The organism is Streptomyces phaeochromogenes (assembly GCF_001418655.1).
GTDB lineage: Bacteria > Actinomycetota > Actinomycetes > Streptomycetales > Streptomycetaceae > Streptomyces > Streptomyces phaeochromogenes.
The window spans coordinates 1-25,573 of record NZ_LIQZ01000169.1 but is presented as its reverse complement, the minus strand read 5'-3'; the positions used below and the strand labels follow the sequence as shown (position 1 = coordinate 25,573).

Sequence of the window (25,573 nt, the reverse complement as noted above, 5' to 3'; positions counted from 1 at the left end):
ATGGCCATGCAACGAACCATCCTTGAGAAGGCCGAACCGGTCGCCGAAGGAGCCGTCTCGCTCCTCCTGCGCGGCACCGACGGCCCGCTGGCCCCCTGGGAACCGGGCGCCCACATCGATCTGGCACTGCCCAACTGGCTGACCCGGCAGTACTCGCTGTGCGGGGACCCGGCCGACCTCGACACCTACCGTGTCGCCGTCCGTCATGACCGGCTCAGCCGGGGCGGCTCGGAGTACATCCACCTGTTCCTCGACGAGGGCCACACCCTCGACGTCTCGGTGCCACGCAACAACTTTCCCCTGCTGCCCGCACCCGAGTACCTGTTCCTCGCCGGCGGGATCGGCATCACCCCCATCCTGCCGATGCTCACGGCAGCGGTCGAAGCGGGCTCCTCGGCGACGCTGGTGTACACCGGCAGGTCCCTCGCCACCATGCCGTTCGCCGACGAACTGCGGGCCGCGTACGGCAGCAGGGTGCGCATCCACGCCACCGAGCGGCACGGCAGGCCCGACTTCGCCGCCGAGGCGGCGGCGCTGGGCGCTCGGACGCTGGTGTACTGCTGCGGCCCCACGCCGATGCTCGAAGCGGCCGAGGCGGCGTTCCCCACGCAGCAACTGCACATCGAGCACTTCCGGCCGACGGCCAAGAAGTTCGCGCCCAACGAGCCCTTCGACGTGCACTGCGCCCGGTCACAACGGACCGTCCGGGTCGGTGCGGAGGACTCCATGCTGGACGCGTTGAACCACGCGGGATTCCGCATACCGTCCGGATGCCGCGAAGGGGTCTGCGGCAGTTGCGAGATCACCCTCGTCGACGGAGAGCCGGAGCACCGCGACGACATCGGCGCCCCACCCGGTCGTATGTACTGCTGCGTCTCACGGGCGCTCTCGTCCGGCCTCACCGTCGACCTCTGACCCGATCCGTACCACCCCTCGTGCGCCGAACGCCGTGAGCGCCGACCATCCCGGGAGGGATGCCCCATGACAACCCATCCGCACCTGACGACCAGGGCCGGTTCCTCGTGATCGACTGGATCGAACTGGCCGAATCGGTCATCACCTCACCGTGGTTGTACGCGGTGCTCATCGCCGTGTCCTTCCTCGACTCCTTCCTTCCTCTGATCCCGAGCGAACCCGTCGTGATCATCGCGGGGGTCTACGCCGCGACCGGTGAGACCGACATCGTGCTCGTCATCGCCGCCACGACGCTCGGGGCCCTTCTCGGCGATCTCGTTCCCTACGTGGTCGGACGCCTCTTGGCCGTACGCATACTCAAGCGTCTGCCACCCGGCACCAAACGCCGGACGGCCCACGACTGGTTCGCCCGCGAGCTCGACACTCGCGGCGGCTTCATCCTGGTGACCACACGGTTCATCCCGGTGGGGCGCTACCTGGCCACCTTGTCCACCGGGCTCGTCGCCTACCCGGTGGGCAAGTACCTGCTGTTCGTCGCGTTCGCCACCGCCACCTGGAGCGCCTACACCGCGCTCACCGGCTACTTCGGCGGCGTCGTGTTCCAGGAGAACACGCTGCTGGCCATCGCCGTCGGTATGGGGCTGGCGGTCGTGGTGACCGGAGCCATCGAAGGCGTACGTCACCTCCGCCGGCGCAGGACCGCCGCAGCAGCGGACACAGTCGTCGACTGACCCGGTCATGACCGAACGTCAGGTCTGGGTGTCGACCGGGCATCACCCCCGCCGATCGAGTGGTTCAGGGCCGGGGAAGCAGCTCATCCAGAGTCGCGCGGATCTCGGCTTGGCCAATGTGGGCGTGTTGCGGGCCGAGTCGGCCGTGTTCGGTCCCGTGGCCTCGGATCCCACGTCTCCCGCCTCATTGATGTCCTCCCCTCAAGCCGAAGGCCCCGGCGGCGATTGGCACCACACAGGCCCATGTCCGCGAGCAGGTCTGGAACCTGGCCGGACAAGCGGGACCGGAGGCCGGCGGACAGACGGTCGTCGACATCGACGGGGTCCTCGTGCCAGCCCACTCCTATAGGCAGGATGCCACCCGACCTGGAAGAAGACATTCGGACACCACCCGCTGACGTCCTTCGTCGACCACGGCCGAGGCGGCAGCGGGGAGCCGGTCGCCGGACGATACGAACGGGTCAAGCAGCGGCGGCGAGTGCTCGGTGCCAATGCGGCCTGCTCGTCGTACGGCTGGCATCGTCAGGATCAACACCCTCAGCTTCTGACTGGCGGCGTCGAGGGCCCCGTACACCATGGGTAGCGGCGGCGACGGTTTGTAGCGGATCCCCGACCTGGCGTCGCGATGAGGCGGTAGGCACCTTGCCCGGTGGTGGGGAACACCGGAACAACCGCGACCTCTGGACGCGTCTGAAGTGCGTGGCTGCGGCGCCCTCCTGCGTCGCACGTCGGCAGCGTGGAACCATTGACCGTCAATCCGTGCTGTGCTCCCCAGGGATTCCCGGGAGCGAGCGTGCCGTGAACACACTGCGCGATCGGGGCACGGGCACGGTCTGCGCGGACAGACATCTAGGCGCTGCGATCTGTCACCTGTCACCTGAGTGACAGGTGACAGCGCCCGGGGACGGTGCCCGAGAGATCAGCAGTTGCCGTATTCCGCCTTCCCCGCGAACCGGTCGCCCAGCCAGGCGACGACGTCATTCACTGCCTGGTTGTCGCTGGTCAGGTGCTCGCCCGGATAGGTCTTCCAGCGCGTGGGCACCCGGGCGGAACAGTACGCCTGCCGGGTCCCGTCCTCGGTCTCGGTCGGGATCACCTCGTCGAACAGCCCGCGGTACTGCATGACGGGGAAGCCAATTGCGTACTTGGCGCCCGAGCCCCTTGGCCCGATGCCTGTGCCCAGCTTCTGCCGGTCCACGACCTCGCCCCACGTGGTGCCGTCACTGCCCTTCAAGGCGTACATCTGGTCGAGGGAAAGCCGGTCCGTGCTGTAGTTCTCGACCTTGTGTCCCGCGAAGTTCGCGATGGTTCCCACCACGCACAGGGACTTGGCCTTCTTGATTGCCTCCTTGCCGGTGTCGTTCATGATTTCGTCGAACGGCATCTGCGGGTGCGCGGCCGCCAGCCCGACGAGGGAGTCCGTGAGGAAGCCCGCGAAGGGACCGCCGTTCAGGGCCTCCGCGACGACCTTCAGATCACCGGGGACACCTCCGGAGGCGTCGGCCACGACGTTGACATCAGGTGCGTACGAGGTCGCCAGCTGCGCCGCCCAGAGGCTGGCCGCGCCTCCTTCCGAGTAGCCCCAGAGGCCGACCGGCGCCTTGCCGTCCAGGCCGCCGCCGGGTACGGCGGGCGCGGCCCTGGCGATGTCCAGGAGTGCGTGCCCGGCGTCCTGGCCTGAGACGTACGGATGGGTCTGCCCGATCAGATAGCCGGCCCCGTCTGTGGCGGCGACGGCGTAACCGGCCTTCAGGGCGGCGGAGATGTTGTCGCCCTCATAGGCGTCCTGGTACTCGCCGGCCAGTTGCTTGGAGAAGGCGCACTGGGGGCCGAGGCCCAGCGTGCCAGGGTTGAACGCCACGATCGGACGCGGCCCCGCCCCCCGCCACTCGGCCTTCGGCACCGCGACCGTACCGGAGACGGCCACTGGCCCGCCGGCATTGTTCGTCGAGCTGTACTGCACCTTCCAGGCGTTCATAGGGATGTTGCCCGGCACGTGCGGCAGCTTGGTCGGGCGGCAGGAGACGACCTGGCCGGGCGTGCCGGGGGCGACGGCAGGCGGCGTGTAGATCGCGTCGTCCGCGGCGTTGCAACCAGCGACCGGCTCGGATGCTCCTGCCGTGTAGGCCTGAACCGTGAGCCCCGCGGCCACGAGGGATCCCACCGCGAGCGTCACCAGCGGCTTCTTCTTCCGTTTCGCTGTTGCCTTTCGCAAGGCTAGCCCCTTCGGAATCGGTTGGGTGCGAAGTTACGGTCGGGTAAGTTACGTCTGGATGAGGTGGGCTCATAGCCAGTGACCTCACAACTGCTTCGGTGAGACTGTGTGCAATGGCACAAGAGATCTCCGCCGTGCCGCGCTAGGACCTGTGTGATGTTGTGATCACTCTTCGGGCTCTGTTCAGGTACGGGAGCTGGATCCGGTAGGACGCTTGGTACGCGGGCAACTCACAGACGCGCAGTGGAAGTTGATCGAACTGTTCCCGCAGCCAGCGAGGTGAGATGCCCGGCCGATCGAGGAGCGCCCCCAGGCCGCGGAGGACCGGAGCGAGCCCGGGCACCTGGAAGGCGATCTGGTGATCGGCTCGAACAACAGCCAGGTCGCCACACTGGTCGACCGGAAAACGCGGTTCCTCACGGTCGTGAAACTCGCCAGCCGCCACACCAACGTGGCCGTTCCAGCTCTGGCCGAGACATACACGCGCGTGACTCCTCCACCCCGTAAACGGGGTGGCTTCTCGCTATGCTGGTTGGGCTTCGCGACGGACCAGCCCGGCCCGTAGGACGTTGAGAGCGCCCACTGTGTCGACGTGCGCCTGGTGGCCGCACTGCTGACAGTGGAACTTCTCCTGTGTGGGCCGGTTCTCCTTGGCGGTGTGCCCGCATTCGGGGCACCGCCGGGAGGTGTTGCGGGGGTCCACGGCCATCACTTCCCGTCCGGCGCTTTCAGCCTTGGCGTTCAGGATCGCGAGGAACACCCCCCCCATCCGGCATCAGCGATTGAGCGGTTCAGCCCGGTCTTGCTCGCGGCCCCGTTGGGCAGGAAGGTTCCCGGCTGGTCGGGGTCGGGCTTCGGGGAGGGGGCCTTGGTCATGTTGCGGATCTTGAGGTCTTCGTGCGCGATGAAATCGTGTTCCCGCACAAGATCGAGCGCCGTCTTGTGCGCGTGGTCGAGGCGTTGGCGGCGCACCTTGCCGTGCAGCCCGGCGACCTTCGCCACGGCACGCTGATGGTTCCTGGTGCGGTCCTTGGCCTTGCGGCGCGGGAACCGGGACAGCTCCTGCTGCGCGGCTCCGAGCCTCTTGGCGGCGCGACGGCCGTGACGCGGACTCTCCACGAAGCCACCGTTGGAATCGGCGAGGAAGCTGGCTATGCCCAGATCGATACCGGCCACGCTGCCGGTCGCCGGAAGCGGCTCGGGCTGGTGCTGTTCGGCGGTGAGCACGACGAACCACTTACGGCCCTCACGCTTGACCGAGACCGTCTTGACCTTGCCAGCCACCGCACGGTGCTGGTTCATCTTTACGTGCCCCACACCCTGAAAGCGGACGCGGGTCACGGGGTCATGCGGCGTGCTGTCCCAGCGGCAGCCGTCCCCGTCCTTGGGGAAGTCCACCGTGTCGAACCGGTCACCGATGCCCGCCGCGAGTTCCACCACCAGCTCTCCACCAAGCTGATCTCCGAGAACCAAGGGATTGCCGTGGAGGACCTGTCGGTGGCGGGACTGGCGAGCACCAGGCTGGCCAAGTCCGTGCACGACGCCGGCTGGTCCTCGTTCGTGAACATGCTGGAGTACAGGGCGGTCCGGTACGGCCGGATCCTGGTCAAGGTCGGCCGGTTCACACCGACGAGTCAGGTCTGCTCGACCTGCGGCGTCAAGGACGGGCCCAAACCTCTCAGCGTCCGGGAGTGGACCTGTACCGCTTGCCACACAGTCCACGACCGGGACCACAACGCCGCACTCAACGTCCAACAGGCCGCCGGACTGGCGGTATCAGCCTGCGGAGCGCCGGTAAGACCAGAACCCGTTCTGGCACAGCGCGAAGAAACAGGAAGCCACGGATTCTCCACCGGAAACCGTGCAGCGTAGCGGCACCGCAACCGGTAGAGAAGGCCAGAATCCTCGCCCTTCAAGGCGAGGAGCATGTCAATGCGTGCCCGCCTGCCCGTACGGCGTCATCGAGCAACGCCCCTCCGACGGCCGGGCGTTCAAGTGCACGATGTGCTACGACCGCCTCGGCGCCGGCCAGGAGCCCGCCTGCGCCAAAGCCCGGCGCAGCACGTTGCGCGGGAGCCGGTGCAGCAGCGCCGCCAAGAACACCCGATCCCCGGAGTGAACCACACCCTGTCTTCACCGAGTTGGCGTTCCAGCACCATAAGCTAATGACGCAGCGCCAGGATCTCCACGTCCCTTCCGTGGTCGCTCATCGGCAGCAGGCGCAGCAACGCGAACGCGTTCGTCACGCCCAGGCAGGCCAGCCGCAACAGCATGACTGGCCATCATGCCCAGGTGATCCCCAGCCACCCAGAGCACCCATCCGAGCGTCCGTCCTCGAGACCCCCGTACACCAACTCCCACCAGGACGGATAACTTTTCCGGCAGGGGCACGGTCCCTGGGCAAGGTCACACGCCCACGGCTCCATTCCTTCACCGTCCCGCAGTTCCGGCAGACGAGACGCCTTGGAGCGAAAAGACCCTGGTCGTGTACTCCGGCCGGGCCTGGTGGTGTCCCGACGTGTGCGACCTTCTCGCAGCCGGGACAGCGCACGAGGACAGACCCGAGGAAGTCTTACCTCGTGCTGCGCGGGTCCCGGAACCGATGGTGCGTGGAGATCGGACTCATCAGATCAGTATGTGAGCCAAGCACGAAGGCTCCTGCGGGATAAATCTCAAGCTCAGTTCCTCGGGAGGTGCACGTTGCTGCCGCCGAAGCGGATCAGTGGCGCAAGTGCGCGGATGCCGCCGTATCGGCCGGGGTGGCCCAGAACCAGTGTGTGGTCGGCCACGGTGATGGTGCGCTCGACCTGGCAGACGGCCGTGGCCAGCGCCTCGTTCAGGAGCGGCACACCTTCGACGAGGTGGTGGGGCACCTCCGCGAACCGGTCGCCGGGGGCGGTGGCGAAGTGGCCGGCGAGACCGGTCTGTTCCGAGGAGAGCACGTTGACGCCGAACGCGCCCTCTTCCTGGATCGCCGCCAGGGTGCGGCTGTCCCGGGCCAGCGAAACCAGCAGCAGGGCCGGTCGCAGCGACACCGAGGTGATCGCGGTGACCGTGCAGCCCATGGGCCGCTGCGCCCGTCGGCTGGTGACCACGGCGATCCCCGTGGCCCACGCACGCATGAACCGGTGGAAGTCGTCCTGGAGGGGCCCCGGGGCCGGGGCCACGTCGGGTGGCAGCGGGAGGGCGGTCATGCCGCACCGGCCTGCACAGCTTGGCCGGACGCCGTGCGAGCGGCGTCCAGGTCGGCGCGCTCCGCAGCCGGGTCGCCCAGCTCCCGGTGGCACAGGGACCGCTGCCGGAGCAGCTCGCCCACGTCGGCGTCGGGGAGCGCCAGCGCCTGCGTGTAGTCGGCGACCGCGGCCGCCCAGCGTTCCGCCGCCTGGTACACGTATCCGCGGTTGTACAGCAGGTCGGAGTTGTCGGGGTCGGTCTCGACGGCACGGGTCAGGTCGCTCAGCGCCGAGTCGAAGTCGCCGGATTCGACGGCGAGCGTGGCTCGGCTCGCCAGCGCCGGAACCAACTCCGGGTCCGCCTCCAACGCCTGGTCGAAGTCCCGCCGGGCCAGGTCGGTGCGGCCGGACTCCCAGGCGAGCTGCCCGCGTACCAGGATCAGGCGAGCGTCGCCGGGGGCGAGTCGCAGGCCCTCCTGGAGTAGGGGGTCCACCGCGTCGGCCTCGCCGGTTTCGAGGAGCAGGCCGATGAGGTTGACGCGGGCGTCGAGCTGGTCGGGTTCGAGTTCGACGACGCGCGCCAGGTCGGCGATCGCGCCGTCGGTGTCGCCGAGCAGGGACCGCATGTCGGCCCGGTTGAAGTGGATTTCCCAGAACGGCGGGCCCAGCGTGATCGCCTTGTCGTAGTCCGCCAGGGCGGCGGAGGAGTCGCCCAGCTTCTGCAGGAGGGCGGCACGGTCGACGTAGTAGTCGGGGTAGTTCGGGTCGATCTCGATGACCCCTGTGAAGTCGGCCAGGGCTTCGGGGAGCCGGCCCAGGGCTCCGAGGACCCTGGCCCGGTTGTGGATCAGAGCCGACCGGTGAACCTGGTGCCGGTGGGCCGGGAGTTCCCGTTCCAGCTGCTGCAGCCCCTCGTCCACCAGGCGGAAGGACTCGGCGAGGTTGCCCAGGTGCATCTCGACCAAGGCGAGCCCGTTCCGCTGGAAGACCGTGTGGAAGGTCCGCAGCTCGGGGTCGGGCAGCATGGTCGCCAGGGTGACCGAGTTGTTGACGTAGGCCTTCGCAAGGTGGTGGTCCCGCCGCTCCGGCGGGTGAAGGCGGGTGTAGAGCATGGCCAGGGCGTAGCCGGTGAAGGTCTGGGCCAGCGGAAGGGTGAATCGGCCGCGCACCTCCAGGTAGAAGTGTTCGGCCTCCGTGCTGCGACCCAGGAGGGCGAGTGCCGTGGACATCTTGCCGGTGAAATGCCAGTAGGTTTCCGCCCGTTCGGGGCCGACCGCCGCCCTCGCCCGCGGGGCCTGGTCGAGTATCGCGTGCCAGAACCCCATGCGGGCGCAGTAGAACACGGACTTGAGGAAGGCCTCGCCCCCCGCCTCGGCCGGGTCGCGACCGTGTTCGAGGTGGTAGGGGACCGCTCCGAGACACAGGCTCCAGTCGCCGTGGCGTACCAGCTCCGCGGCCCGTTCGTCGTGGAGTCCGGCCCGGACGTCGGGGTCGGCGGCGCGGTAGGCGTCCTGCTCGTGCGGGTTGTCGGACGTGCCGTCCGAGTCGATGTATGCGCGGAGCAACTGGTCCTGATCGCGGACGGTACTCTCGGCGAAGCCCTCGGCGAGTAGGTCGGCGGGACGGGCGTACCGGCTGAGCGCGGATGCGAGTTCGTCCGTGAGGTCCGCGCCCCGGGTGCCGACGGTGACGGCGATCGGGCTTCCCTGGGTGCGCCGTAGCAGGATCGCCAGGAACTCCTGGTCTGTGTGGTCGGCCTCGTCGACGTCCACGAACGCCAGCCGCAGCGCGCCGAGACCGCTCAGCGCGACGTGGGCGTCCAGGAACTCGACCAGACCGTGGGCCAGCCGGCGCGTGCGGACCGGCGCATAGATACGTGTCTGCTCCTCGGGCGCCGCCAACGACGTCAGGGTCTCCCGCGCGGCCCCGATGTGCTCCTTCAGCTCCGGTGCCACGGAGAGGATCTCGATGGCGTGCTCGCGCACCAGGTCCGGTCGGCGTTCGTACACCGGGGGCACCAGCGCCCTCATCAGGCTGCCGGTCCCCGTGTACGGGCCGCGGAGCCGCCGATGGCAGCTGACCGTCACGTCGGCCGGCTCCGAAGCCGTTGCGTCGGGCCCGGAGCGCCACAGTCGGGTGTTCATGGGGTGGTCTCCTTCGATCGCGAGTGTGTGCCCCTGCGTGCCGCCTCGTGGCGCGAGACCACGACGAGGAGGGCGAAATCGGTGAAGAACAGGGCGAGCGACACGATGGCGTCCCAGAATCCGGCTCCGCCGGCCGTGCCGTGTGCCAGCTGTGGTCCGAGCCGGGTGGCGAAGCCCCACAGCAGCGGTACGACGGCCAGCGCGGCGGTCGCCAACAGGAAGCCGACGCCGCAGACCGTCACCAACGCGAACCAGGGAGCCATGAGCCTGTCCCTCGGCGACCACGCCGACTCGTCGAGGTCGGGTGGCCGTACGCCCGGCAGCCGGCTCAGCTTCGTGCGCAGGTAGGCGGACGTCGCGTCGTGCAGGGCTGAGCAGCCGAGCAGGGTCGTGAACACGTAGTACAGGTCGGTGCGCAAAAAGAGGTAGAACTGCCAGACCAGGCGGAACAGGATCGTGTAGGCGACGGCCAGCGCCGGCCCGGCCGCCCACGGCGGACCCGACCCCGCCAGCAGGGTCAGCGCGCTGAACAACAGCACGTCGGCCAGCATCCCGGCGAGGAACGGTACGTACCGCTTCCTCCTCGGAACGCCGTACAGCCCGTCGAGGTCGGTCTCCACCACCAGGAAGTACAGCCGCCGGCTCATCGACAACCGGGTCGGCACTCCGAGCCGCCGCCCGGCCAGCACATGGAAGAACTCGTGCCAGCTCACGGCCGGCACCTGGGCCAGCGCGAGCGACACCTGCACGACGACGAGCGAGGGGCTGAAGAACACGTTGTCCGTGTGGGGCCTGACCCCGGGATGCGTCACCAGCATGACGAGGCATGCGGTCACCAGGGCCGCGTATCCGGCCCAGGCCGCCGGCGAGAAGGCCCATGCGCCCAGCCGCCGCAGCCGCAGGGGCGGCAGCCGGGCGGGGTCGTCCGTGCCCTCCCTGACGAAGCCCAGCTCGCGCAGGGTGTCGAGGAAGTCGGTCATGTCGACGGACTCGCCGAACTCCGTGTGGTACCACTGGGCGGCTTCCTCCAGGGTCATACCGGAGGCGAGCCGGCGCAGCAGGGCCGCGCCGTCGTCGGGCAGCACGGCGTAGGACTGTGTGTCGGAGCGGCCCACCACGACGCCGTCAGGTTCGTCGACGAACGTCAGCGGGTGGAATTCGACGGCTGTCATGAGTGACCCTGGCCTCCTCGCCAGCTCGAACGGCGTCTGCAAGTGATGCGGTCCGTACCCCACCCGACGACCCACGGCGAGTCGGGTACGGACCGGCTACGTCAGCACTCGCTGGGGCTGTAGAGCGCTGCCGAAGACGTGAGCTTGATGGAACCGGGCTTGCGGACCGAGATCTTCTTCATGTGATTCACCTCCCTGTGCTGATCGCTGCTGTCACGCAGAGGCCGCCCGAAGCGCGGCCCGGTGAACGACAACGACACTGCCAGCGGCGCCGTCGTACGACATGGGGGGAATGCCCCCATATTCCTGCGGCGGGCGGCGACCACATCTGGGGGCGCGACCCCCATGCGGACGGGACCCGACGGGGGCAGGGTGAGCGCATGCGAGATGACGCCCTGTCAGTGATCGCCTGCGGATCCAGCGCGGCGAGTCAACTCCCCGTCTACCTCATGTGGTTGCGCCAGGAGATCGACCTGGACCTGCGGGTGCTGCTCACCGGCAGCGCCACGCGGTTCATCCAGCCACAGGTCGCCGCCTGGCACGCCGACGAGGCCTACACCAGCGACGACCCGGCACTCAATCCCACCGAGTTCGCGAAGCGGTCCGCGGCGGTCGTCGTACTTCCCGCCACCGCCAATACGCTCGCCTCCGCCGCACTGGGCCTGGCCGCCACTCCGGCGCAGACGGTCCTGCTGGCCGCGGACCGGCCGGCGATCTTCTTCCCGAACATGAACCGCTCCATGTGGGTCAAGGAGCCCACCAGGCGCCACGTCGCCACGCTGCGCGCCGACGGCCACACCGTGGTCGATCCACAGGAGCAGGTGGTCTACGAGCTCTGGCGGCGCGAGAACGCGCAGGGAATCACGATGCCGCCGCCCGAGGAAGTGGTGGAGACCGTCGTCACGTGGCTGGAGAAGAACCTGTCGTCGGGCGACTGAGACTGCCGTGGGCGGCCCTTCGGCTCTCAGGGCCGCCCACGGCGCCTACCGCCCGACCCGGCCTCTGCCACTCGACCCGGCGCCTACCGCTCGCCCTGGTCTATCCGGTCGTCCCGGTGCATTTGGGCCGCGTACGCGTTGAGCGCCGCCCGGTTGGGCTGGTCGGTCTTGATGATCAGGCTCGCGACGTGCTTCTCGACCGTGCGCGGGGAGATGAACAGCCGGGCGGCCAGACTGCGGTTGTCCGGCCGGTCCGTCATCAGGAGGAGTACCTCGTACTCCCGTTCCGTCACGCCGAGAAGCCGGAGCCGCTGCGGCACCCGGCCCGCGGCCACGCGATGCGGCACCACCACACCGGTGCGCCGCAGCAGTGTGCGGCAGACCCGCGCGACCACCGGAAACCCCGTCTGGTGGAAGTACTCCTCGGCCCTGCGCAGCCACCGCACCGGTTCGCCCCAGTGGTCGGCACAGGCGGCCTCGGCGACCAGCCGCAGACCGAGATGTACGGCCATCGCATACGGCTCCCCGAGCGCCGCGGCCTCCTCCCTGGCCGCGGCAGCCTCCGCGCCCCGCCCGTCACGGCCCAGCAGGACGGCCTTCGCCAGCAGCAAGAAGTGCTGGTTCCACCGCAGTTGACTCGCCTCGGCGGCGGCCACTTCGTGGTAGCGCGGCCAGTCGGCGTCTTCCGCCAGCACATCCAGCAGCAGGGCCAGCCCGTACTGTCCGGCCAGCGGATAGGGCGCCGGCAGTGCGACCTCCTCGGCCGCCGCATCGGCCAGGTCGAGGCGCGCCCGGTCACGGTCCTCCGCCAACAGCGCGCACACCGCCTCGCCCAGCCCCCGGGCGAGCGGCGTCCACGGTGACGGCTCGGCCGCTCCCCCGACGGCCGCTCCCCCGACCGGCACGAGTTCCCGCGCGTTGCGCCGTCCCTGGTGGGCGGCGCTGATGGCGCGGACCGCCGACAGGAACCGCGCGTCGCCGCCGGAGAGAAGGGCGCTCCCCTCCTCGGCCTCGGTCAGGGTGTCGGCCATCGTGTACTCGCCGCGCAGAACGTGGTCCAGGGACAGCAGCAGGTCTACGCCGGTACACAGCGCCGTCGCGCCCAAGTGCCCGGCGTGGCGACGTACCCGTACGAGTGCGGCCCGGTCTCCGGAGACCAGCCACTGCTGACCTGCGCGGTGGAACATCGCGCGCATCCGCCACAGGGGCAGGTCGTGTCCGTCAGCCACGGCCTGCATGCGGTCGAAGCAGAGGGCCGCTTCGCGCGAGCCCCGCTGTTGGGCGACGAGACCGCGTACCTGCCATGCCAGGCAGGCGAGCGCCGGCAGGCCCGCCCTCTCGGCCTTGCCTACGGCCTGGGTGGCGAGCTGCTTCGCCCGCTCCGGTGAGTCCACGATCAGCCGTGCCCATACGGACTCGACCTGAGCGGTCTGCCGGTCCTCCGCGTCCGGGCCCAACACGGTGAGCGCGGCCTCGACATGGGCCAGCCCCTCGGCCCGCTGCCCGTCGGCGTGGTACAGCCAGGCCAGCCGGGTGTGCAGGGTCGCCACGCGTTCCGCGTCCACGGCGGGGCCGCCCAGCTCGTCCAGGGCGGCGGCGAGCCCAAGGCCGCGCTCGGTCCGGCCGCTCGCCGCCAGCGCCGACATCAGCTCGGCCAGGACGTCGGCCCTCAACCGGGTGTCGTCACAGCCGTCCAGGAGTTCCCATGCCTGGGTCAGCGGGCCGACCGCGGCTTCGGCACGGCCCGCCGTGAGCGCCCGCCGACCTGCCTCGGCGAACAACCGCGCGGCGCCCGGCCGGTCGTCGGCGGAGCGTTTGAGGGCGGCGCCGAACAGGCACCACTCGCCCGGCAGTCCGGGTTGCAGTTCACCCACCGCCTCGGCGGCCTGCCCGGCCAGGGCGGCCCGGTCCGCCGGGGTGAGCCGGCTCAGCAGGGCCGCGACGGTCATCGGGCCACGGAACGCGTACCAGTCGGAGGTCGGTCCGTCGGCGGTGAGCAGGTCGGCCGCGACGGCCGATCGCAGATACCCGAATATCTCGGTCTCCGTCATACGGAGAGCGTGCCGGAGCACCGAGACGGGGAACCGCTCGCCGATCACACCCGCGGCCGACAGCAGCCGGTGCGCTTGGGGCCCGAGTCGGCCGACGCGCTGGACGATGCTGTGCTCGACGGCGAGCGGGATCCCGGGACCGGCACCCGGTACCGGCCGATGCCCCCGGGGACCGTTCGCCGGGTGGCCGGTGGCGACCAGGAGGCGCAGCAGCTCCTCGGCGATGAAAGGGTTGCCGCCGCTGTCGCGGTACAGCTGGTCGAGAGCTTCGGCGGGCAGGGCCGTGACGCCCGTGTCCGGATGGGCAGCGGCGAGCCGTTCCACGTCGGCGCGGTTGAGCCGGCGCAGCGCCAGGAGCGTGCCACTGCGCCGCCGGGTCAGGGCGCGGACCAGGTCCCAGGGGGCGCCCGGACCGGAACGGAACGTGACGAGGAGCACGATGCCCTGGCGGGAGAGGTTGTCCGCCAGGTACTCCACCACTGCCAGCGTGCCGACATCGGCGTCGTGGAGGTCTTCGAGCACGAGCAGGCTGCCCCGGCCCTCCCCGGCGGCCGCGACCAGACGCAGGACGGACTCGGCCAGCAGGACCGGGGACGCGTCCGGCTCGGCCTCGTCGGGCCCATCGGCGGCGGGCGGGAGCTCACGCTCGGAGGCGGGCCCGTACTCGGGTACGAGGCCGCCCAGGACGGCGCGGTAGGAGCCGAGGACCTTCCCGTCGGGCCCCTGTCCGTCGCGGAAGAGACACGCCAGCGCTTCGGCCAGGGGCCGCAGCGCCACCGTCGGGCCGACCGGGCTCGCCCGCCCCTCCAGCACCCGCATGCCGTGGTGGCGCCCGGACCGGGCCGCTTCCAGGGCCAGTCGGGACTTCCCGATGCCGTCCTCGCCGGTGATGAGAACCGTGTGGCCGCGCCCGTGACGGGCCTCCTCCAGCGCCTCTTCCAGTACGCGACGTTCCAGGTCACGGCCCACAAGCTCGGCGAAGCCGACGTTGTCCACGATCTGCATGCACACACCCCCCGTGTGTTTCTGAAGTCGTGTCGTGCGAGTCCTGATGATTTATGAACTGATGTGCGATGAATTGCCGGTAGGCAGCGTGGTGCCGGGGAACCGGCCGTGTCACGGCCGGTTCCGTTGAGCGGACCGGGGCGTGGCGCGGACCTGGGGGCCGCGGAGCCGGTGGAGCAGGCCGGCCCGCTGCGGATACAGGGCTCAGTGGGCCGACGTCCAGGAACAGTTCGTCGAATCACCACAGAAGGCCGTCACCGAGGCGGACGCCCTCCTTGCCGGCCTGGCCAGGGACCGCGGCTTCCCCGACGGCGAGCAGTTCGAGGAGCAGTTCGCCGCCCTCTCCGTCCACCACGCCGCCCATGTCAACGGCTACCGCAGCATGCACACGGCCGCCCGCGGACAGAGCGGCACCGAGGAAATGCGGGAGGCCATGGTCGAAGCCCGAAGCCTCTTCGAGGCACTGGTCGCCGAACAACCGGCCGACCCCGCTCCCGACCGGGGCAGCCCGCAGTCCTCCGATCCTCCCAAGTCCCGCGACGGCAACGGCCACGCGCCATGGGCACTGAACCGACGCCACGCGAAGGGAAACAACACCTGATGTCGCAGAACGCCGAACACGCACCGCAGCCGCAGCCCGGAAGCCCGGATCCCTCGGCGCAGCGCACCCCGCAGACGCCGCAGAGCCAGCGGGCCCCGCAGACACCTGTCACCAAACCCGATCACGAACCGCGTGAACCCACCACCCCCGCCGCCAACGCCGACCACCCCAATGCCGACCGCCCCAGCCCCGACCGCAAGCCGGTCGCAGAGCTGCTCCCCCAGGGCGAACGGGACAAGCTCACCCTGCGCCTCCAACAGGCCCTCAACACCTTCATCGACAGCCCACGCCAGGCCGTGGAAGAAGCCGACAGCGTCTTCGACGAAGTCACCACCCACTTCACAAACACCCTCACAGAGCAACGACGCGTCCTGCGATCAGGCTGGCAGGGCCAGGACACCGAAGCGCAGACCGAGGAACTACGCATCGCGCTCAGGCAGTACCGGGAACTCACCGAACGACTGCTGCACATGGCGGCGCCCACCGGCCGGTGACACCGACCTCCCCGCAGGAAACACCGCAGTCAGCCGGTAGGTGAACCACACCGGCCAACCGCGGCGGCTGTGGGCTGACGGAAGCACTCAGCCCGATCCATCCGGCGGCTCCGAGACGGCCCGGGCCTCAAACCGTGCGGCGTGCCGCCTGACGAGCTGCGGCAACATCACCCACAGACCGCCGCACACCAGCAGCGTCGCACTCCCCGCGATCACACCCTCGACCCGGCCGAGTACCACGTCGACGACGAGCAGCACGGAACCGGTGAGGGTCAGCGTCAGGACGCTCATCCCCGCCCCCGCCAGCCGTGAGGAGATCATGACGATCTCAGGCTTGGCCCCGCGCTGGAACAGCGTGCGGTGCAGCGCGGCCGGAGTGGTGAACAGGGCCGCTGCGAGCACCGCGAGCAGCAGCGTCGTGATGTACATGGTGCGCTGCGCCGTGTCGAGCGTGGAGAAGCGGGCGGTGAAGGCCAGCGTCAGCAGGAACGCGAACAGGATCTGGACCCCGGTCTGGATGATCCTCAACTCCTGGAGCAGCTCGCCGAAGTTACGATCGGCCCGCTCCAGCGTCGTCTCCTCGCGCGGCGTACGGGAATTCTCCTCAGCCATGCCCTGGCAAGCTACTCGAAGGCTGCCGAACCGTCCCCGGGCCGGACAGAGCATTCCGCGCTGCTGGAGGCTCGCGGGCAAGCATCCAGAGGCGTCCGCAACAGTGAACGCGCTGAGTTGCGTCCGTGCAGTTCAGCCGGTCGGTACGGCGAAGCGCAGGATGCGGGCCCCAGGTAGAGCCGCACTGCCGCCACAACGGGCCGGACCGGACGCCTTTGGACGGCGCAGCACGAGGTACCGATACCGAGCAATCCCGAAGGCACCTCCGAGCGAAACCGCAGTCAGACAGCTGACCTGCGGCTTCTTTGTTGCTCGAGTTCAGCATCGGGCGGATGAGGTTCTGGCGAAGACGTGGACGACGGTGCCCGGTGCCGTCGACGGTGAGGGCGGCTGGTTTCCCCCGACGGGGCCGACCGGGTCACCGGCTGCTCGCGCTGGTGGCGATCGCGGAGAGGACGGCGAGCGGATGCCGCCGGTGAGGGCGAGGACGGGGTAGCCGGAGGCGGAGACGACACTTGGCCGGAGCTGAAGCCCCCGGTGGCGCCGGCGATGGCGATGGAGACGCCAGCCGTGCCCTGGTTCTTGGCGCGGGTGGCCAGCGGCACGGCATCGGTGATAATCGCGGTGCCGGAGACGAGGCCCAGGTTCCAGCCCAGCCGCGGCAGGCGCCGCGGCGGCGGTGATTTGATTCCGGTGGCGAGGAGGGGGCCGCATCGGTGTAGAGGCCCGTGTCGAGCGCGCGGCCGATAGAGTGACGGCGCGGCGTGCACGTACGCCGGAGTCCGAAGGAGGCGCGGCCCACGCCCGAGCCTCGAAGCCCGGGCAAGGTTCACGGAATCGCGTGCGGTATCTCGTCTCCCCGATCTGGTGCGACGCTGGCGTGGGACGCGCCGCCGTGTGGATAGGGCATGGCGAAAGACCGCGCGCGTAAGCGCAAGATCCGGGCGGAATTGGCTGTCACCGGCCTGACGTTCAACGAAGCGTCCCCTGCGTTCGACTTGTCCGACGTACCCGACGCCGGGCATCAGCCGCCCGAGGGCGTTGCCATGGCCGACGACCCGCTGGGTCTGGGGGACGGCACCGAACTGTTCACCGCACCGCTGATGGTGGTCACCATGCTGCGGCCAGCAGTGCCGGCAGCGGGCGCTCGCCAGGGCCGCCAGGGCATCGTCGTTGTTTCCGACGACGGCCACCAGCGCTGCCAGGGCTCGCAGGTGCTCATCGTCAGTCAGCTCGATGTCCATGGCGCCGCACGGTAGGCCAATGCCCGGAGCACGCGGCGGCGTTCGGCCGCGAAACCACCCGCCAGTGTCTGGCAACCGGCAGCCACCGTTCAACGCTCATTCGATTCAGGTACTGCGCAGCCGGGTGACCTTGACGACGGCGTGCCGGTCGTCCCGGCCAGGACCTCAACCACCATTCAGGAGCGGTGGTGGTGTATGCCTCCCCCGCTCCGGTGCGTGCGCTTCGCGGCGGGCCGCTGGCGGCGAAGTGCACGGCGACCTGGGCGGCGAGCGGCGCCTTCACGGATGCCAACCTGAGCCGGCTACGGAAGGAGAACGCCGACCTGTGCCGCACTCTCGCTCTGTACGAGGAGACCATCCGCCAGCTGGCCCTCGAAAACGACGCCCTGCGCAGCGGCGGCACCGTTCTTCCACTGCCCAACCGCAGCACGCCCGCGCCACCCGGACCGTCCTGAATCCGACCCCCCGGAGGCCTCTGGCGTGCGAAAGGACGCTGGGCGTGGCGCACAGCCGACTAACGATGATCAAGGGGAGTTCATCAAGGAGTGCGTGCCGACGCCGTGCTCGTTCCCGCCCGGGTCGCATCCGCGCCCCAGCTGGCCAGCAGTCGCAGAGCCTCCGCGGACGGTGAGTTCGGTTCGGCGTGGTAGGTCACCAGCATCTGCTCGTGGGCGTCGGCCTGGTGGAACGACTCGAGGCGGAGGTCGAGTTCGCCGACGAGCGGGTGGTGCAGGCGCTGGATACCGTGGCACTTCTCCTTGACGTCGTGGGTGGCCCACAGCCGCCGGAACTCCTCGCTCTTCACGGAGAGTTCGCCCACCAGCGCGGACAGCCGGGGGTCGTTGGGATGGGAGCCGGCGTCCATGCGCAGCTGAGAGACGACGTCGCTGGCTTTGTGCTCCCAGTCCACGAACAGGTCGCGGTACTCGGGCCTCAGGAACACCAGCCGCGCCCAGTTCTGCTCCCTCGCCGGCAGCTCGGCCCAGTCGCCGAAGACCGCTGCGGCCATCCGGTTCCAGGCGAGGATGTCCGAGCGCCGCCCCACGAGGATCGCCGGAACACCGTCCATGGTGTCCAGCAGCGTCCGCAGGGGGTCCCGCACCTGCTGGGCGCGGCCGGCCGGCTTCTTCTTCTGTTTCGGCTTCGCCAGGTGTGTGAGGTGGGCGTGCTCGGCGTCGCTCAGCCGGAGCGCGCGGGCGATGGCGTCGAGGACCTCCGCCGACACGTGCCGCCCGTTGCCCTGCTCCAGCCGCGTGTAGTACGCCACCGACACCCCGGCCAGCTGCGCCAGCTCCTCGCGCCGCAGCCCCGGCACCCGCCGGTACCGCCCGTAGTCCGGCAGCCCCACGTCCTCCGGCTTCAGCCTGGCCCGCCGGGTGCGGAGGAACTCACTGAGCTCGGCACGCGGGTCCAGAGCGCCGGCGGCGGGCTCGTGCACCGGTTCGGGGTATTCGTCCATGCCTCGAGTATCCACGGTCGGACGCACACCTTCCTGACCCAACCAGTGGTAGGCACCGCGCACGTACGCAAAGCCGTGACCTGGGTGGATGCCGGATCGTCCAGCACGCTGGCCACTGTGCCCGGCTGGAAGACGGCCGGGGCGTGGCCTGGATCAAGAACGGAGTACATCCCATGAGCGCAACACAGGGGATCGAGTCGAGGGCGCACCAGAGCGAGACGGCTGCGGAGGTGGTGGGCCGCCTTCGTGCGACGTTCAACACCGGTGTCACCCGCCCATTGGACTGGCGCGTCGACCAGCTGCGGCGGCTGCGGGCCCTGCTGGTGGAGAACGAGCAGGAGCTGCTCGATGCGCTCTGGGCGGATCTGAGGAAGAACGCCGCCGAGGCGAAGACGCAGGAGATCGACTTCACCGTCGCCGACATCGACGAGGCACTGGCGAGTCTCGAGAGCTGGCTTGAGCCCCGCCCGGTGGAGGTTCCTGCCCACTTCGGTCCCACGACCACGGCATACACCACGTACGACCCGCTCGGGGTCGTCCTGGTGATCGCTCCGTGGAATTTCCCGCTGCACCTTCTCATCGACCCCATCATCGGCGCCCTGGCCGCCGGGAACACCGTGGTGGCCAAGCCGAGCGAGATCTCGGTGCACACCTCGGCGGTCGCTTCACGCCTCCTGCGACAGTACTTCGACGTCGACGTGCTCACCGTCGTCGAAGGAGGTGCCGAGGAGACCACGGCCCTCCTGGCGCAGCGTTTCGACCACATCTTCTACACCGGTAACGGCGCGGTCGGCCGGATCGTCATGGCCGCAGCCGCCAAGCACCTCACCCCCGTCACCCTCGAACTCGGAGGCAAGTCACCGGTCTTCGTGGCCCCCGACGCCGACGCGGACGAGACCGCGAAGCGGCTGGTCGGCGCCAAGTTCGGCAACGCAGGCCAGCAGTGCATAGCCCCCGACTATGTCCTGGCCGATCCTGCCACCGCCGCCGCACTGGTCCCCGCCCTCCGCGCGGCGGTCGAAGCCCAGTTCGGGACCACTCCGCAGACTTCGGCCGGCTTCGGCCGGATCATCAACGAGCGGCACTTCGACCGGCTCACGCGTCTGCTGGACTCCGGCCAGGTGGCGGTGGGAGGCCAGCACGACCGTGACGACCTGTTCATCGCACCGACCGTACTCACCGATGTCGACCCCGCGTCACCGGTCATGCAGGAGGAGATCTTCGGACCGATCCTCCCCGTCGTGGAAGTCGAAGACCTCGATGCCGCCATCGCCTTCATCAACGAACGCGACAAGCCCCTCGCGCTCTACGCCTTCACCGAGTCCGAGGCCACCAAGTCGCGCCTTGTGAACGAGACGTCCTCGGGCGGCGTCGCCTGGGGCCAGCCGGTGATGCAACTGCTCATGCCCGGCCTGCCTTTCGGCGGCGTCGGCGAAAGCGGCATGGGCCGCTACCACGGCCGGTACACCCTCGAGACGTTCAGCCACCTCAAGGCCGTCGCGGACGTCCCGCTCAGCTAAGCCCGCGCCTGCGTAGAGCAGGCTGCCCAATTGGTGATCGACAAGCAGAAAGTGCCTCTGACCAGCGGCATGAGGATCACTGAGATCTCTGCTTCGCCGATCACCAGTTCCCCGACACCCCGCCAGGCCCATGCCGACGCCTGCCTCTTTCACCCGACCCATTCTTCGAAGGAAGCTGCTATGCCTACCGCGTTCGACCCGATCGACCTGGGCGGCAAGACGCTCGCCAACCGCATTGCTATGGCACCGATGACCCGCAGCCGCGCCGACGCTCCCGCAGCCACGGCGACGGAGCTGATGGCCACCTATTACGCCCAGCGCGCGAGCGCCGGCCTGATCATCACCGAGGGCATCCAGCCGTCGGCCGGCGGCCAGGGCTACACCAACACCCCCGGCCTGCACTCCGCCCAGCAGGTCGACGCCTGGCGGAAGGTGACCGACGCCGTCCACGCCCAGGGAGGCACGATCTTCGCGCAGCTGATGCACACCGGCCGGATCAGCCACCCCAGCCTGCTGCCCGACCAACTCATCCCCGTCGCCCCTTCCCCCGTCGCGGCGGCGGGCCAGGTATTCACCTACCAAGGCCCTCAGGACTACGTCACGCCGAAGGAACTGGATCAGGACGACATCACCCGGACGATCGCCGACTACGTCGACGCCGCGCGCAACGCGATCGCCGCCGGTTTCGACGGCGTGGAGATCCACGGGGCGAACGGCTACCTGATCCACCAGTTCCTCGCCCCCAACACCAATCTGCGCACCGACAGCTGGGGAGGTGGCGCCGCGGACCGGGTCCGCTTCGGTATCGAGGTCGCCACGGCCGTCGCGGAGGCGATAGGCGGCCACCGGACCGGCTTCCGCATCTCTCCCGGCAACCCCTACAACGACATCGCCGAGACCGACCCGGCAGACGTGCTGGAGACCTACACCACCCTGATCGCCGCTCTCGGCCGGCTGGATCTCGCCTACCTGCACCTGGTCGAGAGCCCGGACCGCGACCTGACCGCCCGGCTGCGCAAGGACTGGCCGACGGCGTTGATCCTCAACCCCTTCACCCACCCCGAGACCACCGGCCCCGGCGCTCTCGCCCACATCGTGGACGGCACCGCGGACATCATCGCCTTCGGCGCACTGTTCCTGGCCAACCCCGACCTGCCCGCCCGCCTCGCAGCCGGCGGCCCCTACATCACCCCCGACGCGGCCACCTTCTACGGCGGCGACCACCGCGGCTACACCGACTACCCGACGCTGCCCGCCGACAGCGCGTGACCTGAAAAGAAGTCATCGCCGGCGAGTGCGGAGGCAAGACGCGGCGTGTCAGGCCACCGAAGTCCCTCTGGTCCTGACCTATGTGCCTGGTGACGACACTCGCCGCCTGCCACATCCAGCGGATCACCTTGGAGAACCAGCAGCTGAGAGAAGAGCTTGAGGCGGCGACGGGCGGCGCTCGCGGCGCGGGTGATCCCGGACACGGCGCCCTGCGCATCGCCGCGCAGGGCAGCATCGAAAGCTTGGAGGACGCGTTCGCTACCCCATCGGGGTGCGGCTGGCAGAACCGACGCCGCCACTGGTCCAGGGCCCTTCACACCGGAGGGCCCTGACCCATGCCCGCGATGGACAACGGACAGAACGAAAGCCCATCCATAACTTCGGCTCCAGCATCACGCCCGGCGCCTCTGGTACGGCATCGACTGCGCGAGCCAGAGCGAGCGAGGCGGGCAGAGCGAAGGGCGGCACACGGACCTCCTGCGGGACCTTCAGCGTAGGTCGGTGTCCCTTCGCGCGCGTCTCCGACCGTGGGTGGCAACGGCTATTGCACTCCGTCGGCCTCTTCACGTAACAGACAGGGGCGTCGGACCGAGCATCACTGGCAGCCTGCCGATCGCGCCATCGAGCTAGCGCACCGATGCCTGGCTTGTCCTGCGCTTCCCATTCCGGTTCCGCCCCGGGTTCTCCGCGGGAAACCTTTGTCACCTGCAGGACGGCCCACGCGAGTGAGCTGCCCGATGTTGCATGGCAAGCGCCGCGCCTCGCGGGCGGCGAGCGGCTGGACGGCCACAGCTCGGTCACCAGCTCGCCGCGGACAGACCGCCGCATTTCGACGCACGCAGAGCTTGTCAGTCCGGGACGAACACCACGCACTTCGCCAGATAGAGCGCTTCAACTGCCGTATTGCGGTCCTTGCGCCCCGCGCCGCACACGCTTCGGCGTATCCGAACCCCCACGCTCGCGGCAGGAACAGGTAGCCGAGATCGGCCTTCCCCGCAGCAGCCGGGCGATGGTGTTCCGGTGCTCTCCTGAGCAGGATCTGACCGATCATCGCCCCGTCGAGATCAACGACGAAACTCCCGGGTCACTGCTCGGGCGCACCGGGTATCTCGCGCTCAAGCTCATCACGCGGCCGGGGGCCTCCGAGGTAGGTGTGCACCTCCGGGACAGGGGGCCAGGCAACGGGCCCCACACCGGCAACGGAACACGGCGCCCGACCGCCACGGCAACCAGCTCAAGGCCTCATACACGCGGGCTTCCTGCCCGCCGAGTTCCACCGCAGCCATCGGGCATCCGCCGCCCGGCAGATCCGGAAGCACGGCACAGGGGTGCTCCTTGGCCCGGCGCACCTTGAGCAGTTGGCGGTAGGCGACCCGGCGTAGCCATCCGGGTGCGTGTTCGATGGCATCCCAGGCTTCGTAGGCCAGGACGAAGGTGGACTGCGCGATGTCGGCGGCTTAGAGGTCCTCACAGAAGCTGTTGATCATGTGACTTTCGGTTTGGGTGGTCGTTGGTCTGGTTATGGGGAGACATCAGTCGCGGCCGTGGATCGTGTCGGATGAACTGTGGTCGCTCATCGAGCCGTTGCTGCCTGAGCCGGGTCCGAAGCTGGTCGAGGGTCGGCCACGGGTCCCGGACCGTCAGGCGCTGTGCGGGATCCTGTTTGTGCTGCACACGGGCATCCAGTGGGAGTACCTGCCGCAGGAGCTGGGCTTCGGCTCGGGCATGACCTGCTGGCGGCGCCTGGCCGCGTGGAACGAGGCCGGGGTCTGGGACGAACTGCACCTGGTGCTGCTGACGAAGCTGCGGGCCGCGAAGAAGCTGGACTGGTCGCGGGCGGTGATCGACTCCTCCCACGTGCGGGCCGCTCGGCGGGGCCCAAAAGCGGGCCCAGCCCTGTCGACCGCGCACGGCCGGGCAGCAAGCACCATGTCCTCACCGACGGTCAGGGCATCCCGCTCGCAGTGTCGCTGACCGGCGGCAACCGCAACGACGTCACCCAACTCCTGCCCCTGATCGACAAGATCCCGGCCGTGGCCGGCACCGTCGGCCGGCCCAGACGCAGGCCCGACGCGCTCCTCGCCGACCGCGGCTACGACCACGACAAGTACCGGCGCCTGCTCTGGCAGCGTGGCATCCGCCCGGTGATCGCCGAACGAGGCACGGAACACGGCTCCGGCCTCGGCATCTTCCGTTACGTGGTCGAGCGCACGATCGCCTGGCTGCACGGCTTCCGCCGCCTGCGGATCCGCTGGGAACGACGCGACGACATCCACGAAGCCTTCCTCGGCCTCGCCACCTGCCTCATCACCCACCGCCACGTCCAACGCCTTTGTTAGGACCTCTAAGGGCGGGCTCGCGCCGTTGCGCATGATGAAACGGATGACCGGCGTCAGCTGCTGCTGATAGCAGTGCGCGAAAGCCGCCCTCGATCTGGTGCCCGCAGGCGGGTACAGCGTGGCCGGAGCGGCGGCCGCTGCCGCCGTCTGCCGTGCCGGGGCAAACACGAGGGGTGTGGCCGTCTCAGCAGGAGGCCGCGTGTCGTTATCCACCGAGGCCCCCCCTGACTGCCGGTCAGGCCACCGATCTGGACCACGGTCTCGCTCTGCCCAGGCCGGCGCCTGGAGATCCGGCTCCCCGGCGGCAGTACCTGCAGCTGGGTACTGAGTGCCTCCTCGTCTATCTCCGCCAGCCGTACCGCAGCCCGGGCACGGATCCACAGGTAGCCGACACGCGCCGCCCCACCACACAGCCCCAAGGCCACCGGCGCAACCACCGCTATCTCCACAGGTCATCTCCCTGGGGTCCTCGTACGCCAGCAGCTCCGACGTCCTCCATCACCCAGTAGTGCACCAACCCCCGCCCAGCGTGACTCTCCCTCAACAACAGCCACAGGAAAGCCAGTTCCTCCCACCAACGAGACGTACCGGGCAGGCAGCACGCGCCCGCACCACCTCACACCATCGTGCGGGTCGTTCGCCTCCACAGCAGCGTCGACAGCGGCGGGAGCCGGCCGTCGCCTCCCCGGAAGAAGACACGTCCACCCGAGAATGCGGCACCGGCTGCCCTGTCTGCTGGTCACACGAGGTGATCAGCCGCCGATGGAGCCGTCAGCGTGACGTACGGCCGCCACCGCAACCGAAGCGACCCTCGCGGCGCTCTGGACCGGTAGCCCGCACAACACCCGGTTGGGAGACACAGATGACCCCCTGGAACAACGAGAACCTCAGTTCCGGCACCTACGCCGACCCCTACGCCACTGCGGACCCTCGTGACAACACCTGGCCGGCTCCCGCCCACACCGGTGATGACCTGGACTACTTCCTGCCGCCGCCCAACCCCGCCGAACGCCTCAGCCACATCCTCGCCCCGCGCGATGAGCGGCGCCTTGCCCTGAACGCGACGCTCACCGCCGCCGGTATCCCCCCGATGCCGGAAGACCGCGCGGTCATCGACCAGCTCAGCGCCCTGCCGGCAGAGGTCAGCACCGTCCTCCAGCGCTGGCTGCACCACACCCTGTGAACCCGGAGGCCACACCCTCCAGCGACGGCACCCCCTTGTCACTGATGCCCGCAATGGTGATGAGACGTGGAAACACCTGTCCGGCGTGCCGGCGTCGGCCGATGGCCGATGGCCGATGGCCGACGGAGCATGCAAGACCTGCGATCGCCAGGAGGGCGTCGTCTCTCAGTGTCCGCCCGACGGCGAGGTGGCGGCGCTGTTCAGGCAGCGGTCGAGGAGTGCGTGCATGCGGGAGACGGGGAGAGACGGGTTGGCCGCGGCGCCCTGTGCGGTGCGCGAGTCAGCGAGGAGGGCCTCCAGGGCTTCCGGCGTCAAGCTCGGGTTGGTCGCGGCCGCCCGGCGTACCGACTCGTCGGGGTCCTCCACCGGGGGTTCGGGCAGGGTGGGGTCGGCTGCGGCCAGGGCCCGTACGTCGGGATCCGGGTGGCCGATGAGGTGGGCCCGGCCGGTGCGGGGGAACGCGGGCAGGGTCAGCAGGTGCGGGCGATGGGCCGGGCGGGTGACGAAG

The 25,573-nt window shown here is 69.5% G+C and carries 18 protein-coding genes and 6 pseudogenes; 14 read left to right on the top strand and 10 right to left on the bottom strand.

What is annotated here, in order from left to right:
• Positions 1-6: 6 nt before the first annotated feature.
• The 3 genes and pseudogenes from AOK17_RS23370 to AOK17_RS52405 all read left to right on the top strand — a co-directional run.
• Positions 7-915, top strand: a complete 909-nt coding sequence (locus tag AOK17_RS23370) for a PDR/VanB family oxidoreductase (protein ID WP_055614505.1) — start codon at positions 7-9, stop codon at positions 913-915.
• 59 nt (positions 916-974) lie between these two features.
• Positions 975-1,646, top strand: a complete 672-nt coding sequence (locus AOK17_RS23365) for a DedA family protein (protein ID WP_079053232.1) — start codon at positions 975-977, stop codon at positions 1,644-1,646.
• Positions 1,647-1,716: 70 nt separating this feature from the next.
• Positions 1,717-2,091 (top strand): annotated as a pseudogene (locus AOK17_RS52405) (transposase); the annotation flags it as partial.
• A gap of 474 nt (positions 2,092-2,565) precedes the next feature.
• Here the strand turns inward: AOK17_RS52405 and AOK17_RS23360 are convergent.
• Positions 2,566-3,861: a lipase family protein gene (locus AOK17_RS23360; protein WP_245697315.1), complete on the bottom strand. Its 1,296-nt coding sequence runs from the start codon at positions 3,859-3,861 to the stop codon at positions 2,566-2,568.
• A 523-nt stretch (positions 3,862-4,384) separates the two neighbouring features.
• Positions 4,385-5,268 (bottom strand): annotated as a pseudogene (locus AOK17_RS23355) (RNA-guided endonuclease InsQ/TnpB family protein); the annotation flags it as partial.
• A 3-nt stretch (positions 5,269-5,271) separates the two neighbouring features.
• Here AOK17_RS23355 and AOK17_RS23350 point away from each other — a divergent pair.
• Positions 5,272-5,733, top strand: a pseudogene (locus AOK17_RS23350) (RNA-guided endonuclease TnpB family protein); the annotation flags it as partial.
• A 49-nt stretch (positions 5,734-5,782) separates the two neighbouring features.
• Positions 5,783-5,914 (top strand): annotated as a pseudogene (locus AOK17_RS23345) (4Fe-4S dicluster domain-containing protein); the annotation flags it as partial.
• 625 nt (positions 5,915-6,539) lie between these two features.
• Here AOK17_RS23345 and AOK17_RS23340 read toward each other — a convergent pair.
• From AOK17_RS23340 to AOK17_RS51300, 3 genes are read right to left on the bottom strand one after another with little or no spacing between them, the layout of a single operon-like run.
• The gene (locus AOK17_RS23340) at positions 6,540-7,055 is read right to left on the bottom strand and encodes a flavin reductase family protein (RefSeq protein WP_055614495.1); all 516 of its coding nucleotides are present in this window, start codon (positions 7,053-7,055) and stop codon (positions 6,540-6,542) included.
• Positions 7,052-9,178 carry a tetratricopeptide repeat protein gene (locus AOK17_RS23335; protein WP_055614494.1) on the bottom strand — a complete coding sequence of 709 codons (2,127 nt, stop codon included), beginning with the start codon at positions 9,176-9,178 and terminating at the stop codon, positions 7,052-7,054. The genes AOK17_RS23340 and AOK17_RS23335 overlap by 4 nt, the downstream gene beginning before the upstream one ends.
• The gene (locus AOK17_RS51300) at positions 9,175-10,350 is read right to left on the bottom strand and encodes a hypothetical protein (RefSeq protein WP_055614493.1); all 1,176 of its coding nucleotides are present in this window, start codon (positions 10,348-10,350) and stop codon (positions 9,175-9,177) included. The genes AOK17_RS23335 and AOK17_RS51300 overlap by 4 nt, the downstream gene beginning before the upstream one ends.
• 380 nt (positions 10,351-10,730) lie before the next feature.
• On the opposite strand from AOK17_RS51300, the gene AOK17_RS23325 reads away from it, so the two are divergent.
• Positions 10,731-11,288, top strand: a complete 558-nt coding sequence (locus tag AOK17_RS23325; RefSeq protein ID WP_055614492.1) for a flavoprotein — start codon at positions 10,731-10,733, stop codon at positions 11,286-11,288.
• 83 nt (positions 11,289-11,371) lie between these two features.
• On the opposite strand, the gene AOK17_RS23320 is transcribed toward AOK17_RS23325, so the two are convergent.
• A complete protein-coding gene (locus AOK17_RS23320; RefSeq protein ID WP_157881378.1) occupies positions 11,372-14,344 on the bottom strand; it encodes an ATP-binding protein in 2,973 nt (990 codons plus the stop codon).
• A 142-nt stretch (positions 14,345-14,486) separates the two neighbouring features.
• Between AOK17_RS23320 and AOK17_RS51690 the strand changes: the two genes are divergently transcribed.
• Together AOK17_RS51690 and AOK17_RS23310 are read left to right on the top strand one after the other, a co-directional pair.
• Positions 14,487-14,945 (top strand): hypothetical protein, encoded by a 459-nt coding sequence (locus AOK17_RS51690; RefSeq protein ID WP_055614490.1) that lies wholly within the window; start codon positions 14,487-14,489, stop codon positions 14,943-14,945.
• Positions 14,945-15,439, top strand: coding sequence for a hypothetical protein (locus tag AOK17_RS23310; RefSeq protein ID WP_206190812.1), 495 nt, complete (start codon positions 14,945-14,947; stop codon positions 15,437-15,439). The genes AOK17_RS51690 and AOK17_RS23310 overlap by 1 nt, the downstream gene beginning before the upstream one ends.
• 87 nt (positions 15,440-15,526) lie before the next feature.
• On the opposite strand, the gene AOK17_RS23305 is transcribed toward AOK17_RS23310, so the two are convergent.
• On the bottom strand, positions 15,527-16,051 hold the full coding sequence (locus tag AOK17_RS23305) for a DUF6328 family protein (RefSeq protein WP_055614489.1): 525 nt from the start codon (positions 16,049-16,051) through the stop codon (positions 15,527-15,529).
• A 908-nt stretch (positions 16,052-16,959) separates the two neighbouring features.
• On the opposite strand from AOK17_RS23305, the gene AOK17_RS23300 reads away from it, so the two are divergent.
• On the top strand, positions 16,960-17,310 hold the full coding sequence (locus AOK17_RS23300; RefSeq protein ID WP_055614488.1) for a hypothetical protein: 351 nt from the start codon (positions 16,960-16,962) through the stop codon (positions 17,308-17,310).
• Positions 17,311-17,483: 173 nt separating this feature from the next.
• Positions 17,484-17,750 carry a hypothetical protein gene (locus AOK17_RS23295; protein WP_055614487.1) on the top strand — a complete coding sequence of 89 codons (267 nt, stop codon included), beginning with the start codon at positions 17,484-17,486 and terminating at the stop codon, positions 17,748-17,750.
• Positions 17,751-17,833: 83 nt separating this feature from the next.
• Here AOK17_RS23295 and AOK17_RS23290 read toward each other — a convergent pair whose 3' ends face one another.
• A complete protein-coding gene (locus AOK17_RS23290) occupies positions 17,834-18,754 on the bottom strand; it encodes a helix-turn-helix domain-containing protein (protein ID WP_055614486.1) in 921 nt (306 codons plus the stop codon).
• A 173-nt stretch (positions 18,755-18,927) separates the two neighbouring features.
• Between AOK17_RS23290 and AOK17_RS23285 the strand changes: the two genes are divergently transcribed.
• Positions 18,928-20,274 (top strand): aldehyde dehydrogenase family protein, encoded by a 1,347-nt coding sequence (locus tag AOK17_RS23285; protein ID WP_055614503.1) that lies wholly within the window; start codon positions 18,928-18,930, stop codon positions 20,272-20,274.
• A 180-nt stretch (positions 20,275-20,454) separates the two neighbouring features.
• Complete coding sequence (locus AOK17_RS23280; RefSeq protein ID WP_055614485.1) at positions 20,455-21,543, top strand: alkene reductase; 1,089 nt, start codon at positions 20,455-20,457, stop codon at positions 21,541-21,543.
• Positions 21,544-22,465: 922 nt separating this feature from the next.
• On the opposite strand, the pseudogene AOK17_RS52390 reads toward AOK17_RS23280, so the two are convergent.
• Positions 22,466-22,735: pseudogene (locus AOK17_RS52390) on the bottom strand (GNAT family N-acetyltransferase); the annotation flags it as partial.
• A 329-nt stretch (positions 22,736-23,064) separates the two neighbouring features.
• Here AOK17_RS52390 and AOK17_RS48700 point away from each other — a divergent pair.
• Both AOK17_RS48700 and AOK17_RS23260 read left to right on the top strand, forming a co-directional pair.
• Positions 23,065-23,882, top strand: a protein-coding gene (locus AOK17_RS48700; RefSeq protein WP_425424629.1) for an IS5 family transposase whose coding sequence is annotated in 2 segments (ribosomal slippage) — positions 23,065-23,428 and positions 23,428-23,882 — 819 coding nt in all. Because the reading frame shifts where the segments join, the coding sequence is not laid out codon by codon here.
• A gap of 862 nt (positions 23,883-24,744) precedes the next feature.
• Positions 24,745-25,065, top strand: coding sequence for a hypothetical protein (locus AOK17_RS23260; RefSeq protein WP_055614481.1), 321 nt, complete (start codon positions 24,745-24,747; stop codon positions 25,063-25,065).
• 165 nt (positions 25,066-25,230) lie between these two features.
• Here AOK17_RS23260 and AOK17_RS23255 read toward each other — a convergent pair.
• A pseudogene (locus tag AOK17_RS23255) lies at positions 25,231-25,573 on the bottom strand (hypothetical protein); the annotation flags it as partial.

Coding starts and splice junctions, on each gene's coding strand:
- AOK17_RS23370 (WP_055614505.1), top strand. CDS start 7: ATGCAACGAACCATCCTTGAGAAGGCCGAACCGGTCGCCGAAGGAGCC.
- AOK17_RS23365 (WP_079053232.1), top strand. CDS start 975: ATGCCCCATGACAACCCATCCGCACCTGACGACCAGGGCCGGTTCCTC.
- AOK17_RS23340 (WP_055614495.1), bottom strand. CDS start 7,055: ATGACCGCCCTCCCGCTGCCACCCGACGTGGCCCCGGCCCCGGGGCCC.
- AOK17_RS23335 (WP_055614494.1), bottom strand. CDS start 9,178: ATGAACACCCGACTGTGGCGCTCCGGGCCCGACGCAACGGCTTCGGAG.
- AOK17_RS51300 (WP_055614493.1), bottom strand. CDS start 10,350: ATGACAGCCGTCGAATTCCACCCGCTGACGTTCGTCGACGAACCTGAC.
- AOK17_RS23325 (WP_055614492.1), top strand. CDS start 10,731: ATGCGAGATGACGCCCTGTCAGTGATCGCCTGCGGATCCAGCGCGGCG.
- AOK17_RS23320 (WP_157881378.1), bottom strand. CDS start 14,344: ATGCAGATCGTGGACAACGTCGGCTTCGCCGAGCTTGTGGGCCGTGAC.
- AOK17_RS23310 (WP_206190812.1), top strand. CDS start 14,945: ATGTCGCAGAACGCCGAACACGCACCGCAGCCGCAGCCCGGAAGCCCG.
- AOK17_RS23305 (WP_055614489.1), bottom strand. CDS start 16,051: ATGGCTGAGGAGAATTCCCGTACGCCGCGCGAGGAGACGACGCTGGAG.
- AOK17_RS23300 (WP_055614488.1), top strand. CDS start 16,960: ATGGCGAAAGACCGCGCGCGTAAGCGCAAGATCCGGGCGGAATTGGCT.
- AOK17_RS23290 (WP_055614486.1), bottom strand. CDS start 18,754: ATGGACGAATACCCCGAACCGGTGCACGAGCCCGCCGCCGGCGCTCTG.
- AOK17_RS23285 (WP_055614503.1), top strand. CDS start 18,928: ATGAGCGCAACACAGGGGATCGAGTCGAGGGCGCACCAGAGCGAGACG.
- AOK17_RS23280 (WP_055614485.1), top strand. CDS start 20,455: ATGCCTACCGCGTTCGACCCGATCGACCTGGGCGGCAAGACGCTCGCC.
- AOK17_RS23260 (WP_055614481.1), top strand. CDS start 24,745: ATGACCCCCTGGAACAACGAGAACCTCAGTTCCGGCACCTACGCCGAC.